Consider the following 14,902-nt stretch of genomic DNA (forward strand, 5'->3'; position numbering starts at 1 on the left):
CCATCATCACCCCTTGACCGCGCCGATGATGACTCCCTTGGTGAAGTGGCGTTGGACGAACGGGTAAATGAACAGCACCGGGACGAGCGCGACCGTCACGATCGACATCTGGATGGCCAGGCTGGGCGGCAGGGGCTGGCCGGTGATGGTGTCGCTGGTCTGGCCGACCACCAGCGACTGGCCCTGCAGGACGTACTGCCGCAGGACCACCTGGAGCGGCCACTTGGCGTTGTCGTTCAGGTACAGGACGGCGTTGAAGAACGAGTTCCAGTAGCCGACCGCGTAGAACAGGCCGATCACCGCGACGACGCCCTTGGAGACCGGCAGCACGATGCGCCACAGGATGCGGAACTCGCCGGCGCCGTCGACCCGCGCGCTGTCGGTCATCTCGCCGGGGATGTTCATGAAGAACGCCCGCATGACCACCAGGTTGAACGCGGTGACCGCCGACGGCAGGATCAGCGACCAGTAGCTGTCGATGAGCCCGAGCGAACTGACCAGCAGATAGTTCGGGATGAGCCCCGGCCCGAACAGGAACGTCAGCAAGATCATGAACAGCAGCGGCCGGTGGAGCAGCGAGCCGGGGCGCGACAGCCCGTACGCGGCGAGCACGGTCACGGTCAGGCTGATCGCCGTGCCGACGCCGGTGACCGCCAGGCTGATCACCACGGCCCGCGTCACCACCCCGCCGGCGAACAGCTCCCGGTAGGCGGCCAGTGAGAGCTCGCCGGGGACGGAGACCAGGCCGCCGGCCCTGGTCACCGTCTCCTGGGTGGACAGGCTGGTGAGCACCACCATGTAGACCGGGAACACGACGGCGGCGGCGATCAGCGTGAGCGCGAGGTTCTTCGTCAGACGTCCGGCGAGGCTGGGCGGCTCGTCCCAGGCCGGGCGCGAAGTGGTCGTCGTCATGATCGTTTGTAGATCCCCTGCTCGCCGAAACGGTGGGCCACCTTGTTGGCCACGAGGATGAGCAGCAGCCCGACCAGGCCCTTGACCAGCCCCGCCGCCGCTCCGTAGCTCCATTCGCCGGTGGTGAGCGTGCGCCAGTAAACGAAGGTGTCCAGCACCTCGGCCGCGTCCCTGCCCACCGCGTCGCGCTGGAGGAAGAACTGCTCGAACCCGACGTTGAGCGCGTCGCCCAGCCGCAGGATGAGCAGCAGGATGACCACCGGGCGCAGGCCGGGCAGCGTGATGTGCCAGACGCGCTTCCAGCGGCTCGCGCCGTCCACCGCCGCCGCCTCGTACAGGTTCTGGTCGATGGCCGCCAGCGCCGCGAGGAAGATGATCGTGCCCCACCCCGCGTCCTTCCAGACGGCCTGCGCGGTGACCAGCACCAGGAAGGTGTCGGGATTGGTCATCAGGTCGACGCCCTGGTGGCCGTGGTCGCGCAGGATCTGCGAGACCAGCCCGGCCCCGCCGAGCATCTGCTGGAACAGCGTCACGACCAGCACCCACGAGAAGAAGTGCGGCATGTAGACGATGCTCTGGATGATCAGCCGCAGGCGGGGCCGCACGACGCTGTCGAGCAGGATGGCCAGCGCGATCGGCACGGGGAAGTAGAAGACCAGCTGGAACGTCGTGATGCTCAACGTGTTCAGCGTCGCGTCCCAGAAGCTCTCGTCCTGCAGCAGCCACTGGAAGTTGCTCAGGCCGATGAACGGGCTGTCCTTGATGCCCACGTAGGGCGAGTAGTCCTGGAAGGCGATGACGTTCCCGAGCAGCGGCACGTAGTGGAACAGCAGCAGCAGTCCCGCCGCGGGAAACGTCATCAGCAGCAGCGGCCAGTCGCGCCGCAGCCGGCTCAGCACGGGTCTTCTGGCCGGATTTCCGCTGGACTTGCCTGCTTTCCTGCTGATCCCGCTTGCCTTGAAGGTGGTTTTGCGGACATTGTTAGTGATGCCGGTCTCGGCGGGTGAGGTCAGGTCACCCGCCGGGCCGGTCCTTGTGGCCTTCCTCAGCACTCTGGCCGCCGTGGGGCGCCATGCCGCGGGCCGCGTGCGCGAGGGCTACGCACGGCCGTTGTCCCGCAGGACCTTCATGTAGAACTCGCGCGCCTCGTCCCCGCCGTCGCGCCGCCACTCGGCGACGATCTGCTTGACGTCGCTCACCGGCCGCCGCCCGCGCATGATGTCGGTGAACTTGTCCTCGGTGGGGAGCTGCAGGCCCGCCATGCGGGACGGCCGCTGGTGGCGGATGCCGTCGAGCGGGGTCTTCTCGATGTACTGGAACGACTGGTTCTGCCATTCGACGCTGGCCCGCACCGCGTCGGGATAGGCCACGAAGTCGGCGACGATCGGCCGTCCGCCGAGGAAGACGTAGGACGGCTGGGCCTCCTTGCGCCCGAGGTCGTTGAGCTGCGGCACGCCCTTGGCGTCCCTGGTGTAGTGCTTGCCCTCCACGCCGTAGGTGGCCAGCTCGTACTCCTTGCTGCCGAACGGCGCGGAGCACCAGTTCAGGATGGACAGCAGCTCGGCGATCCTGTCCTTGCCCAGGCCCTTCCTGACGAAGGTGAAGATCCCCGCGGGGTTGTTGTGGTACAGGATCGGCCTGCCGCCGTCGTGGGAGAACGCCGGCACCGCGCCGATGGCGAAGTCGGGGTTCTTGCCCCGGTGCTGCGCCAGCAGTTCCTTCCAGGCGCCGAGGCCGTCGCGGTAGATGACGATCTGGCCGGAGGCGAACAGGTCCTTCTCGTTGGCGCCCCTGCTGGCGAGGGTCGGGTGGATGAGCTCGGCGTCGAACATCTTGCGCATGAAGGCGAGGCTCGCCTCGAACTCGGGCGTCTCGTACTTGTAGATCAGCTTGCCGCCCTCGTACCGCCACTCCTGCGGCACCCTGAAGATGGGCCACACCATCTCGTGGACGTCGCCGAACGCCCAGCGCTTGGCCCTGGCGTCGGTGATGGTCTTGCCCAGGTCGAACAGCTCGTCGGCGCTCTTGGGCAGGGCCCAGTCGGAGTGCCGGTCGAAGATGTCCTTGCGGTACAGCAGGGCGAGGGGGAACGGCTCGGTCGGGAACGGCACGCCCATCAGCTTGCCGTTGAACACCGAGAAGGCCCACGCCGCGGTGGGCAGGTTGGCCAGCATCGGGTAGGCCTTGACCTTGTCGCCCTGCAGGTAGGGGGTGAGGTCCTCGAACGCCTTGTCGACGGCCACGTTGAAGTCGGCCATCTTCTCGATCTCCCACTGGGGGACGACCATCAGCTCGGGGATGTCGCCCGCGGCGAGCCGGGCGGTCGCCTTGTCGGCGTAGGTGTTGCCGTCGGCGATCTGGAACTCGACGGTCGCGCCGATGTCGGCGTTGCACGCCTGGAAGTAGGCGTTCTCCGACAGGCCGGGCGGGGGAGGGCCCCACAGCGGCGTCATGGCCTTGTAGCTGCCGCCCTTGCCGGCCGTGCCGGGCACCGCGTCGGCCAGGCCGGCCGGGTAGTTCAGGAAGCCGCCGCCGATGTCGGGCACGCCGGGGAGCGTCGAGCGGGTGCCGGGGATGTCCGGCTGCACGCCCTGGAACGGCACGTAGGACGGGGTGAGGGTCTTCAGCTTGTCGGCCGCGGCGGCGGTGGCGCCGCCGCCGCCCGGCCTGCGCCCCGAAGGGGTCGAGCAGCCGGCCAGCAGGCCGCCGCCGGCGAGCGAGGCGGCGCCGAGGCCGACCAGGCCGAGGAAGCCCCGGCGGCTGGGGTCGGCTCCGGTGGCCGGGCCATCGTGGGGAGGTGTCACCGGGTGCTCCCTTCGCAGGGACGGGCGGCGGTTGGTGCGGGGGGTGTCATCGCGGGCTCCTTCGGTCGTGCCAGGTGTGCGGCCGGTCAAGGGTGTCGGGAGTGGCGGGCTCCGGGGTAGAGTTAGTTCGGCTGATGACCAAACAAATTAGTCCAGGCTCACGGAGGCCACAAGGCTCCGTCCGCGCGGCGGCCCGCGACGCCGGTCACGGATCGGCGGAACCGGCGCGGCGGGGCGTGCGGCGAGAAGCACAAGGGCGAGGTATGACCGGCGGCTCGACGATGCGGCATGATGGGCCCACCGGGGCTCAGCGGGAACGGGGCTGATTTTGATCAACACGCACACCGGGCCTCAACCGGCGGACTTCGCCGATGTCAGGGCCACCAACCTCGCGGTCGTGCTGCGGTTCGTGCGGGAGAACGCGCCCTGCTCCCGGGCCGACATCGCCGCCTCCACCGGGCTCAACAAGGCCACGGTGTCGAGCCTGGTCGCCGACCTCATCGACCGGCGGCTGCTGCGCGAGACCGGCCTCACCGAGAACCGCGTCGGCAGGCCGGCGACCATGCTCGTGCTGGACGGCTCCCCCTACGCCGCCATCGGCATCGAGGTGAACGTCGACTACCTGACCGCCGTCGCCGTCGACCTGGCGGGCACCGAGCTGCTGTCGTGGCGCCGGTCGTTCCCCGGGGCCGCCGCCACCCCCAACCAGGCCGTCGCGGCGGTCGCCGCGCTCGCCCGGCGGGTGCTCGGCCGCATGGGCAAGGAGGCCCGCCAGGTGCTCGGCCTGACCGTGGCGGTGCCGGGCCTGGTCGACCTGAACGGCTCGGTGCGCATCGCGCCCAACCTGGGCTGGCGCGATGTCGACCTGTCCGGCGACCTGGCCAAGGCCCTGCGCGACCCCGGCTTCCCCGTGCTGGTCGACAACGACGCCAACCTCGCCGCGCTCGCCGAGCACCGCTTCGGCCCGCACGGCGGCGCGGCCAACCTGGTCTACCTGACCGGTGCGGCCGGCGTCGGCGCGGGCGTCATCATGGACGGCCGGCCGCGCCGGGGCGGCCAGGGCTTCGCGGGGGAGATCGGCCACATCCAGATCGACCCGTCGGGCGCCGAGTGCCGCTGCGGCCGCAGGGGCTGCCTGGAGGCGGTCGCGGGGATGGCGGCCGTGCTCCAGCGCACCGCTCCCGACGCCGCGCCCGCCGAGCTGGAGCCCGAGATCGAGGAGGTCGTGCGGCTGGCCCGCCGCGACGATCCCGGCATCCTCGACCTGCTCGCCACCATCGGCGGCGAGCTCGGCAAGGGCGTGGCGATCATCGCCAACGTGCTCAACCCCGACGTGGTCGTCCTCGGCGGGTACTACATCGCCCTCGCGCCGTGGGTGCTGCCCGCCGCGCGCGAGGAGTTCGCCCGCCGCAGCTTCGCCCCGGACGCCGGCGGCACCGCCCTGGTCGCCTCCACCCTCGGCCACGGGGCGGCGGCGCTGGGCGCGGCCGCCCGCCTGCTCGACTCCATCGACTCCGGACGCCTCCCCGCCCAGATCTGACCGCGCCGGTGTCGGCACGCCTGCACCAGTTGCACCCGGCTTGCGGACATTTGCGGTGGTTTGCGGTGGTGTGCAGCGGAAGTCAGTAAAGGGCTCTTGACCCGAAGGCCGTAAAGCGGCACTCTTCAGGAGAACCCCGGATGTAACACTGTTGAAATCTTCGTATACACCGTCGAAGCGCTTCGAAACTCCCGCTCACTTCGATCATGTCGAAGCGCTTCGACCACCAGAGACGCTCGGCGTCGAAGCGCTTCGAAACGCACCTCGGTGAGCGAAGGACGGTCCCCCAGATGAACGCACCGGTGTCAGGCACCTTCCGCGATCTCGCCCTGCCGCTGGAGGCGCGCGTCGCCGACCTCCTCGGCAGGCTCACGCTGGAGGAGAAGATCGGCCTGCTGCACCAGTACCAGGCGGCCGTGCCCCGGCTCGGTCTCGGCGCCTTCCGCACCGGCACCGAGGCGCTGCACGGGCTCGCCTGGCTCGGCCCGGCGACCGTCTTCCCGCAGGCCGTCGGCCTGGCCAGCACCTGGGACCCCGACCTCGTGCGCCGCGTGGGCGCCGCCACCGGCGACGAGGTGGTGGCGCTGCATCACAAGGACCCGGCCGGCGCTGGCCTCAACGTCTGGGCGCCCGTGGTCAACCCGCTGCGCGACCCCCGGTGGGGGCGCAACGAGGAGGGCTACTCGGAGGACCCGTGGCTGACCGGCGTGATGGGCACGGCCTACGCCCGCGGCCTGCGGGGCGACCACCCGACGCTCAGGACCGCTCCCACGCTCAAGCACTTCCTGGCCTACAACAACGAGACCGACCGGTGCGCCAGCTCCAGCAACCTGCCGCCCCGGGTGCTGCGCGAGTACGAGCTCCGCGCCTTCCGCCCCGCCATCGAGGCCGGCGCCGCCGTCTCGGTGATGCCCTCCTACAACCTGGTCAACGGCCGGCCCGCGATGCTCAGCCCGCTGATCGGCGAGGTGCGCACCTGGACGCCGGACGACCTGCTGGTGGTCAGCGACGCCCACGCCCCGGCCAACCTCACCGGCGTCCAGGCCTACTACGCCGACCTGCCGGAGGCGTACGCGGCGGCGATCAAGGCGGGCACCGACAGCTTCACCCAGGACGACGACCGGCCCGCCGCCACCCTGCGGCACATCACCGAGGCGCTGGAACGCGGGCTGCTCGGCGAGGACGACGTCGACGCCGCCGCCCGGCGCGCGCTGGCCGTCAGGTTCCGGCTCGGCGAGTTCGACCCGGCCACCCCCTACGACGGCATCACCGAAGAGGTCGTCAACAGCCCGGAGCACCAGGTCCTCGCCAGGCGGGCCGCCACGCAGTCGATCGTCCTGCTCAAGAACGACGGTGTGCTGCCCCTGCGCGCCCCCGGGCGCGTCGCGGTGATCGGCCCGCTCGCCGACACGCTCATGGAGGACTGGTACAGCGGCACGCTGCCCTACGCCGTCACCGCCCGCGCCGGCCTCGCAGAACGGTGCGTCACCGCGTACGCCGAGGGCGTCGACCGGGTGGCGCTGAACGCCGCCGGCGGCCACGTCACGGCGGTGGAGCACTTCGCGGGCGGCCCGCTGACCGTCTCGGCGGCCGGCGAGGCGCGGGCCGGCTGGTTCGACCTGTTCGACTGGGGCGGCGGGGCGTACGCGCTGCGGGCCTGCGCCAACGACAGGTACGTCTCGGTGGACGACGACGGCGTCCTCGTCAACGACCAGCCGGGTCCGAACGGCTGGGAGGTGCGCGAGACGTTCCGGCTGGACGAGCGGCCCCGCGGCACCCTGGCCCTGCGCCACATCTCCACCGGCCGCCATGTCGGGCTGTCGCCGGACGGCGTGCTGCGGCTCACCGACGACCCCGACGCCGCCGCCGTCCTCACCCTGGAACTGGTCGAGAGCGGCGCCCAGGCCGCCGCCGAACTGGCGGCCACCGCCGACGTCGCCGTCGTCGTGCTCGGCGACCACCCGCTGGTCAACGGCAGGGAGACCGAGGACCGCGCCGACCTTGGCCTGCCGCCCGCGCAGGAGGCCCTGCTGCGCGCCGTGCGCGCCGCCAACCCCCGCACGGTGCTGGTCATCAGCAGCGGCTACCCGTTCGCGGTCACCTGGGCCGAGGAGAACGTGCCCGCGATCCTGTGGTCGGCCCACGGCGGCCAGGAGTACGGCAACGCGCTCGCCGACGTGCTGTTCGGCGACGAGGACCCGGGAGGCAGGCTCACCCAGACGTGGTACCGCTCGGCCTGCGAACTGCCCGACCTGTTCGACTACGACATCATCGCCACCGACTCGACGTACCTGTACTACCGGGGCACGCCGCTGTACCCGTTCGGCCACGGCCGCAGCTACACCAGGTTCGCCTACTCCGACCTGCGGCTCTCCTCGGCCGCGCTGGAGCCGGACGACGTGCTGCAGGTGCGGGTCACGGTGACCAACATCGGCCTGCGGCCCGGCACCGAGGTCGTGCAGCTCTACACCCACCAGCGGCGCTCCCGCGTCAAGCAGCCGCTGCGCCAGCTGCGCGGCTTCGAGCGCGTGCGGCTCGCACCCGGGGAGAGCCGCACCGTCACCATGGCGGTCGACGTCGCCGACCTCGCCTTCTGGGACGTCACACGCGGACGGTTCGTCGTCGAGGACGCCCCGCACAAGGTGCAGGTGGGCGCGTCCGCCGGCGACATCCGGCTCTGTGCCCACTTCACCGTGGCCGGCGAGCGGATCCCCGCCCGTGACCCGTACGCCCGCCCTCTGGACGCGGCCGACAATGACGAGTACGACGGAGTCGTACTGTGCGACGCCGCGCGCTCCCGCGGCGACGCGGTACGGGGGACCGACCCCGGCGGGTGGATCGCCTTCCGGGAGGTCGACTTCGGCGGCGGCGCGGCGGACTGCCTGCTGGCGGTCGCGAGCAGCGAGGGCGGCGTGCTGACGCTGCGGCTGGACGACCCGCTGTACGGCGAGGTCATCGGCGCGGTGTCGGTGGCGCCGTCGCGCGACAGGTACGACCTGGCCACCGTCACCTGTCCCCTTGCAGGGGCGGCCGGGGTGCATGATCTGTACGTCGTCTTCGAGAACGAGGGGGTCACGGTGAGCGAGCTTCGCTTCACGCGGCGAACCACGGGGAGCGCTCGTTGAGAACGGTCACCATCGCGGACGTCGCCAAGCACGCCGGCGTCGCCGTCAGCACCGTCTCGTACGTGCTCAGCGGCAAACGCGCGATCTCGGCGACGACCAGCCAGCGCGTCATGCGCAGCGTCCGCGCGCTCGGCTACCACCCGAACGCCGGGGCGCGGGCGCTGGCCAGCAAACGGTCCAACGTGATCGCCCTGGTGCTGCCGCTGCGCGCCGGCATGCACCTGCCCGTCCTGATGCAGTTCGCCACCTCGGTGGTGACCACGGCCCGGCAGTTCGACCACGACGTGCTGCTCATGACCGCCGACGAGGGGCCCGACGGGCTGCGGCGCGTCGCCGCCAGCGCCCTGGTGGACGGCCTGGTGCTGATGGACGTCGAGATCCACGACCCCCGGGTGCCGCTGCTGCGCGAGCTTGAGGAGCCGAGCGTGCTCATCGGCTTCCCGGCCGACGCCTCCGGGCTGACCTGCGTGGACCTCGACTTCGCGCGCGCGGGCGCCATCTGCGCCGACCACCTGGCCTCCCTCGGCCATCGCGAGATCGCGCTGCTCGGGGCCCCGAACGTCGTCTACAAGCGCGGCACCGGCTACGCCGAGCGCACCATGGAGGGTTTCGTCGAGGCCGGGCAGGCGCACGGCATGACGACGAGCGCCTGGCCGTGCGAAGAGGGCTTCGACGAGGTGTGCGCGACCGTGAAGGCCCTGCTGGACGGGCATCCGGGGCTGTCGGGCATCATGGTGCACAACGAGGCGGCGGTCGGCCACGTCCTCGGCGCGCTGCGGGTGCTCGGCCGGCGCGTGCCCGAGGAGGTCTCGGTCGTCGCCATCTGCCCCGACGACGTCGCAGAACGGGCCAGCCCGCCGCTCACCTCGGTGCTCATCCCGGCGGCCGACGTCGGCCACCAGGCGGTCACCCTGCTGATGGCCAAGCTGGAGGGCGGCGCCGTCCCCGACTCCACCCTCCTCCCGCCCCGCCTGACCATCCGGCAGAGCACCACGAAGGCCTGATCCCGCCGGGCGTGACCCCCAGGGCATGACCCTCGCCCTCGGTCAGCCGGCGGCGGCCTCACGCGCGGCGGCGGAGTGCTCGGCGGCCAGGACGCCGGCCAGCAGCACCACCAGGGCGGCGAGCTGGGCGAGAGACGACCACATGCCGAGCGGGACGGTCACCAGGGCGACGGCGGCCGCCACCGTGCGCGGCCGCCGCGCGGGCAGGCCCAGCACCCGGCGGTACATGGCGTCGCCCCCCAGATAGAGCGTCACGCCGGCGGCCAGGGCGATCGCCGGGCCGGCGTGCAGGTGGTCGAGCGGGTGGCCGATCGCGTTCTTCACGCCCGCCGCGACGCCGACGATGCCGAGCAGCATCGGGATGTGGGCGTAGAAGTAGGCGCCCAGGATGAGCCGGGTGCGGCGCACCGGGTCTGCGCCCGCCAGTGTGCGCTCCGCCGCCACCTCGTCATCGGCCCCGAAGTAGGTCCACCACAGGCAGGCGGCCAGGGCGAGCCCCAAGGTGGCCGCCACCAGCAGGGAGGGGCCCACCTCGCCGTGCGCGCCGATGCCGATGGCCACCACCGACTCCCCGAGCGCCACGATCACCAGCAGGCCGTGACGCTCGACGATGTGCGCCGGATGCAGGGGGAAGCCCTTCTGCCCGATGAAGTACGGGCTGCCCCACAGCAGCGCCATCGCCGCCACCCACAGGAGGTAGACCAGCACGCCCTCGGCGAAGCCCGCCGCGAACAGCAGCGCGGTCGCCGCGAGGTTGAACGGCACCACGCGCACGAACGAGGAGGTCGCCTGCAGGTAGAGGCCCGTGTGGACCAGCACGATGATCAGGTAGCCCAGCGCGAAGGCCCAACCGCCGCCGTCGAAGGCCCGCGGGATGGCCAGTGCCATGATCAGGAACCCGGCCATGCCGAACAGGATGAGGACGCGCCGGGCGGGGCGCGAGGGCGGCACGGTGTTGGTCAGCCAGGCGTACCCGGAGTACATCCACCAGATGACGCCGAAGACGAGCAGCACGCGCAGCGCGCCCTCGAAGGGACCGCCCTGCGCGGCGCCGGGCGCCGGCTCGGCGAAACCGCCGACGAGCAGGATGGTGAGCTGCGTGACCGTGAAGACGAAGACGAGGTCGAAGAAGAGCTCGAGCGTCGAGACGCGCAGCTCTTGCTCAGGGGAGGTGGGCTCGACGCGTTCGGCGAACCAGCCGGGCAGACGCATGTGTCCATCTTCACCGGCGAACCCCTCCCCAGACGCCCGGTTCGCCGCTAGCTGATCACTTTCCTGCCGACCCTCACAACCTGCCTAGTCGTTGTCGGACGGGGTGGTCTTCCGGCCGCCGGCGACGAGGCGGTCGCCCCGGGTGGGGCCGGAGGGGCCGTCGGAGCCGGGAACGGCGTCCTCGGGCTCGGCGGAGGACTTGGCGGGCCGGCGGGGCCGCGCCTTGCGCGGCGCGGTGACCTCCGCCGTGTCGCCGGAGCCGGCGCGCTTCTCAGGGAAGGTCACCGGGCCCTTGGCGGCGGCGTCCTTGACCGCGCCGGCATCGCCTACCGCGGGCCCGGAGTCCCGTCCGCCCCCGGCGCGGCCTGAGCCGCGGTCGTCGGCGCCCGCGCGGCCGGAGTCCCGGTCGCCGCCGCCCGCGGAGCCGGGGCCGCGCGTCCCGGCGCCCGTGCCGGAGGAAGGGCGGGCGGGGGCGTCGCCCGTGGTGGGGCGCGAGGTGTCGCGCCAGGAGGCGATGACGTCGTCGGCCTCGGCGTCGGCGGCCATCTCGTCGGCGGCCTCGGCCTCGCGCCGGCGGATCACGACCAGGTGGTCGACGGACAGGCGTCCCGCGCCCACGACGGCGAGGAGCACCGACGCCGAGCCGAGCGCGACGATGAGGTTGATGTCCCCACCGGTCAGCGGCAGGCCGGTATCCCCGCTGACCAGCGCGAACACGGCCAGCGCCTCGGCGAAGAGTATGAGGCCGCAGGCTGGGACGGCCAGGCCCGCGACCAGCAGGGCCCCTCCGATGAGCTCGATGAGCATGGTGGCGGCGGCCCACACGCCCGGACCCGGGGCGTCCATCTTGGCGAACTGCTCGCTCGTGGCGGTCAGCCCGAATTCGAGCTTGTGCCAGCCGTTGGCGAAGAAGATGCCGCCGACGCCGAGCCGGGCGGCCAGCGCGGCGAGATCCTGGAAGGTTCGTCTCACGGTAGCCATTCTCCTGGGGTCGGTCCGCATTGCACAGACAATTGCCCTGTATCGCCCGCGCCATGCGCCCCAGGCAGGGCGACCGGCGGGAGTGCGGCCCTGTCTGATCGGACGGGACTGAGACGGGGCTGATCAGAGGGGCCTGATCAGCGGTGCCTGAATAGAGGGGCCTGGTCAGAGGGAGATGCGTTCGCGGTCCGGGCCCGGAGCTCTCGCGACGGGTCCGGACCGGCGGGGGAGCAGGACGGCGGCGGTGATCGCGGTGATGGCGAGCAAGGTGACGCTCACCAGCACCGTGGAGTGCAGGGCCGTGACGAAGGCGGCGCGGGCCCCCTCCATCAAGGAGGCGCCGGCGGGGCCGCCGACCTCCCGGGCGACGTGGGCCGCCGCGGCCAGCGACTCCCTGGCCTGCCCCATGGCCACCGGCGCGACCCCCGGCACGGCCGCCAGCGCGGGGGCGTACACGATCGTGGTGACGGTGCCGAGCACGGCCACCCCGAGGCCGGCGCCGAGCTCGTAGGCCGTCTCTTCGATGGCCGCGGCGCCGCCGGCGCGCGACTCGGGAGCGGAGGCCATGATCGTGTCGGAGGCGGCCAGCAGCGCCACCTGCACGCCGAACCCGATGCCGGCGAAGCACACGCAGAGCATCACGGGATGCTGCTCGGTCGCCCAGGCGAGGGTCGGCGCCAGCGACAGCCCCGCCAGCGCCAGGCCGCCCGTCATCGTCGCCCGCAGCCCGAAACGCCGCAGCAGGTGGGCGGCGCTCAGGCCGCCCGCGATGGCGGCGATCATGAGGGGCAGCATGCGCGCGCCCGCGCGCAGGGGACTGTCGCCGAGCACGAGCTGGAGGTACTGCGCCAGCATCAGCTCCAGCCCGACCAGCGCGAAGACCGACAGCAGCACGCAGAGCACGCCGACGCCGAAGCCGCGCTGGGCGAACAGCCCGATGTCGAGGAACGGCCGGGCGAGACGGCGCTGACGGACGGCGAACCACACCAGCAGGCCGAGACCGGCCAGCATGATCGACGCCGCCGGGCCCGGTCCGACCGTCCCGCCGTGACCGGCCTCCTTCAGCCCGAAGGCCAGGAACAGGATGCCCAGCGTGGACAGCGCGGCGCTCGGCACGTCCCAGCGGTGGCCGGGGTCGCCGTGCGACCGGGGCAGCAGGCGGACGGCCAGCGGCAGCGCCACGACGAGCAGGGGGACGTTGATCAGGAAGACCGCGCCCCACCAGAAGTGCTCGACCAGGACGCCGCCGACCAGCGGCCCGACGGCGGCGCCGCCCGCGGCGACCGCGCTCCAGACGCCGAGCGCGATGGAGCGCTCGCGGCGGTCGGTGAACACCTGGCGGATGATCGACAGAGTGGCCGGCATGATCATGGCGCCGCCCACGCCGAGCAGCGCGCGCGAGAAGATCAGGGCGAGCGGGCCGGTCGAGAAGGCCGCCGACAGCGAGGCCACGCCGAAGACGACGTAGCCCGCCAGCACGAACCGGCGCTTGCCGTACCTGTCGCCGAGCGTGCCGAAGGTCACCAGCAGCGGGGCGACGACCAGCGAGTACACGTCGATGATCCACAGCAGTTCGACCGCGGAGGGCTCCAGGGCGGCGGTCAGGGCCGGGACGGCGATGTGCAGCACCGTGGCGTCCACGGCGATCAGCAGCAGGCTGGAACAGAGCAATGCGAGCACCGACCACCGGTTCGCCGGATGGTCCATGGTCGTGCCCCTGGCACGACTCCCCGGCCGGGTGCCCAGAACGGTCATCGGCTAGCCGAACGGATTCAGCCCGCAGAACATGCGTGGCAGCTTAGGCCATGTCGGTTGATTGTTCAGCAAGTTGTGACAAAGGCCGCGACCCGCCGCGCCGCTTCTTCCGGCCTCCAGCGGCCGCCGGCCCCGGCCCCCGGCCGCCGACGGCGGCGGAGGCGAAGGCGCATGGTCGCCGGCCCGGCTCGATGGGGGCGGGGGAAGGCGCCGCATGGCGGACGGCCGCGGGGGCGCGATGGGCTGTGTCGGCGAAGGGCGGGGCCGCTGGGGTGGGTGATCAAGGTGGGGCGACGCCGACCTCTCTAGAGAGCTATAGGTATATGTCCGGCATCTAGGCAATCAGTGATCCGCAACGGACCATGACGGCGTGGGGAACGCCAGCGAGTCAGATCCCGCACCGGTGCCCTCCCCGCGAGATCGCTCCGATCCACGCGCCTGGTGCGTCGTCGCCGTAGCCCGGCTGGCGCGCGACCTGCCCGAGGGAGCGCTGGAGGCCGCCGGGGAGGCGGTCGCGCGCGACCCTGAGGGCGAGTGGGGCCATCGGCTGGTGAGTCTCGCCCAAGAACGCCTCGGCCGCGACTCCGAGGCGGTCGTAGCGGCTCAGGACGCCGTCCGGCTCGCACCCGGCTCCTGGGCCGCACGGCTACGTCTCGGCTCGGCGCTGCGCAGGATCCCGGGAGGCTGGCGCGGCGCGTGGAACGAGGCGCAGCGTGCCGTGCGCTTCGCCCCCGAGCAGCCCGACCCGCACGTCCTGATCGGCGACCTCGCCCTGCTGCGCGGCGACCATCGGCAGGCCGCCGCGGCGTACCGGGCCGCGCTGCGCAGAGAGGAGGAGCACCCCGGCGCGCGGGTCAACCTCGGGCTGGCGTATCTGCGGTGGGGCAAGCTCCGTGACCATCACGACCCGGCGTGGCCCGCCGACCCCCGGGAGACCGGCCGCGCCCGCCGCGCCCTGGAGGTGTGGTCCCGGCAGGTGCGCCTGCTCCTGGCGCTCTGCCTCGCGGCCGTCGCCGTCCTCGCCTTCTGGTACGACCTGCGCGACCCGGCGCGCGCCGGCGGCGCCGCGGCGCTCGTCCTGGTGGCCGCCGTCACGGTGCGGCGGGCGCGCGAGGTGACGGTCTGGCGGTACGTGCCGGGGATGCTGGCCAGGGACCTCTGGCTCTGCGTGGCCGTGTCGGTCACGCTCCTGGCGGTCGCGGCGTACGCGGCCGCGCTGCTCACACTGCCGGCCTGGACGCTCGCGGACGAGGTCGTCCCGCTGGTCGCGGTGGCCGGCGCGTCCGGCCCGATCCGCTGGGACGACGTTGTCGGCGGCTTCTGGGCCGGGCTGTTCGGTCTCGTGCTGTTCAACGGCGTGGCGGTGACCAGCCTGCGGGCGTTCGCCGAGACCTGGCAGGGCAGGCCCGTCCGGGCGCTGGCCGAGTTCACCGCGGTGGGGGGCGGGGGGGGGGGGGGGGGGGGGGGGGGAGGGGAAGGGGGGGGGGGGGGGGGGGGGTGGGTGGGGGGGGGGGGGGGGGGGTGGGGGGGGAAGGCCGCCTCCTAACCCCCCCCCCCCCCCTCCCCCCG

The 14,902-nt window shown here is 72.5% G+C and carries 10 protein-coding genes; 4 read left to right on the forward strand and 6 right to left on the reverse strand.

Annotated elements, in window-relative coordinates:
- Positions 1 to 6: 6 nt before the first annotated feature.
- From ACZ6QO_RS27990 to ACZ6QO_RS28000, 3 genes are all read right to left on the reverse strand, one after another.
- The gene (locus ACZ6QO_RS27990; protein WP_465854737.1) at positions 7 to 912 is read right to left on the reverse strand and encodes a carbohydrate ABC transporter permease; all 906 of its coding nucleotides are present in this window, start codon (positions 910 to 912) and stop codon (positions 7 to 9) included.
- Positions 909 to 1,859 (reverse strand): ABC transporter permease, encoded by a 951-nt coding sequence (locus ACZ6QO_RS27995; protein ID WP_465854833.1) that lies wholly within the window; start codon positions 1,857 to 1,859, stop codon positions 909 to 911. Before ACZ6QO_RS27995 ends, ACZ6QO_RS27990 begins: the two co-directional genes overlap by 4 nt.
- A gap of 150 nt (positions 1,860 to 2,009) precedes the next feature.
- A complete protein-coding gene (locus tag ACZ6QO_RS28000; RefSeq protein ID WP_465854739.1) occupies positions 2,010 to 3,716 on the reverse strand; it encodes an extracellular solute-binding protein in 1,707 nt (568 codons plus the stop codon).
- A 328-nt stretch (positions 3,717 to 4,044) separates the two neighbouring features.
- Between ACZ6QO_RS28000 and ACZ6QO_RS28005 the strand changes: the two genes are divergently transcribed.
- The 3 genes from ACZ6QO_RS28005 to ACZ6QO_RS28015 all read left to right on the forward strand — a co-directional run bounded on the left by ACZ6QO_RS28005 (position 4,045) and on the right by ACZ6QO_RS28015 (position 9,385).
- Complete coding sequence (locus ACZ6QO_RS28005) at positions 4,045 to 5,256, forward strand: ROK family protein (RefSeq protein WP_465854741.1); 1,212 nt, start codon at positions 4,045 to 4,047, stop codon at positions 5,254 to 5,256.
- 290 nt (positions 5,257 to 5,546) lie between these two features.
- Complete coding sequence (locus tag ACZ6QO_RS28010; RefSeq protein ID WP_465854742.1) at positions 5,547 to 8,381, forward strand: glycoside hydrolase family 3 protein; 2,835 nt, start codon at positions 5,547 to 5,549, stop codon at positions 8,379 to 8,381.
- Positions 8,378 to 9,385 (forward strand): LacI family DNA-binding transcriptional regulator, encoded by a 1,008-nt coding sequence (locus ACZ6QO_RS28015; protein ID WP_465854744.1) that lies wholly within the window; start codon positions 8,378 to 8,380, stop codon positions 9,383 to 9,385. Before ACZ6QO_RS28010 ends, ACZ6QO_RS28015 begins: the two co-directional genes overlap by 4 nt.
- Positions 9,386 to 9,427: 42 nt before the next feature.
- Here the strand turns inward: ACZ6QO_RS28015 and ACZ6QO_RS28020 are convergent, their stop codons facing one another.
- The 3 genes from ACZ6QO_RS28020 to ACZ6QO_RS28030 form a co-directional block, all read right to left on the reverse strand.
- Positions 9,428 to 10,597, reverse strand: a complete 1,170-nt coding sequence (locus tag ACZ6QO_RS28020; RefSeq protein WP_465854746.1) for a low temperature requirement protein A — start codon at positions 10,595 to 10,597, stop codon at positions 9,428 to 9,430.
- Between the two features lie 84 nt (positions 10,598 to 10,681).
- Positions 10,682 to 11,569, reverse strand: coding sequence for a DoxX family protein (locus tag ACZ6QO_RS28025; RefSeq protein ID WP_465854748.1), 888 nt, complete (start codon positions 11,567 to 11,569; stop codon positions 10,682 to 10,684).
- A gap of 174 nt (positions 11,570 to 11,743) precedes the next feature.
- Positions 11,744 to 13,285, reverse strand: coding sequence for an MFS transporter (locus ACZ6QO_RS28030; RefSeq protein WP_465854750.1), 1,542 nt, complete (start codon positions 13,283 to 13,285; stop codon positions 11,744 to 11,746).
- Positions 13,286 to 13,703: 418 nt separating this feature from the next.
- Here ACZ6QO_RS28030 and ACZ6QO_RS28035 point away from each other — a divergent pair, with 418 nt between their 5' ends.
- On the forward strand, positions 13,704 to 14,879 hold the full coding sequence (locus ACZ6QO_RS28035) for a tetratricopeptide repeat protein (RefSeq protein ID WP_465854752.1): 1,176 nt from the start codon (positions 13,704 to 13,706) through the stop codon (positions 14,877 to 14,879).
- The last annotated feature ends 23 nt before the right edge of the window (positions 14,880 to 14,902 follow it).

It is taken from the genome of Sphaerisporangium sp. NPDC049457 (genome assembly GCF_055586705.1).